This is a genomic window from Mesorhizobium sp. M4A.F.Ca.ET.020.02.1.1 (assembly GCF_004022645.1).
GTDB lineage: Bacteria > Pseudomonadota > Alphaproteobacteria > Rhizobiales > Rhizobiaceae > Mesorhizobium.
In genome coordinates, this window is record NZ_RZOI01001426.1 from 1 (window position 1) to 400 (window position 400).

The following is a 400-nucleotide window of genomic DNA, read 5'->3' on the forward strand; positions in this document are numbered from 1 at the left end:
GGCAAGGACTATGCCTCGCCGCTGCAGGGTCGGCCAGCCGTTCCCCACCAGAGACCGCTCGAGAGCGCTGAAAGCGGCCTCCGCTTGGCCCTGCTCGAGTTGCAGCAGCGCTAGGCCGGGCTGCGGATCCCAGCCCGCCGCGTGCGACGCGCGGTAGGCTGTTTCCGCTTCCGCGAATTCTCCGGCCGCGAGATGAATGTCGCCCAGCACGCGTAATGCATCGCCCGTCGCCCAGGGCGCGTCGAGCGCCAGCTGGTCGAGCGCCGCGCGCACCAGTGCCTCCGCCTCCTTCAGCGTGCCGAGGACACCGAGCACCTCGGCGCGGTGCAGCCGGCACGAGCCAGACAGGTCTTCCAGCCCATGTCCCCTGCACCAGTCCTCATAGCCGCGGGTCCACTGG

General features: G+C 70.5%; 1 pseudogene. It reads right to left on the reverse strand.

The annotated features are described in order from the left end of the window. Window positions 1–400, reverse strand: a pseudogene (locus EN742_RS38565) (hypothetical protein); the annotation flags it as partial.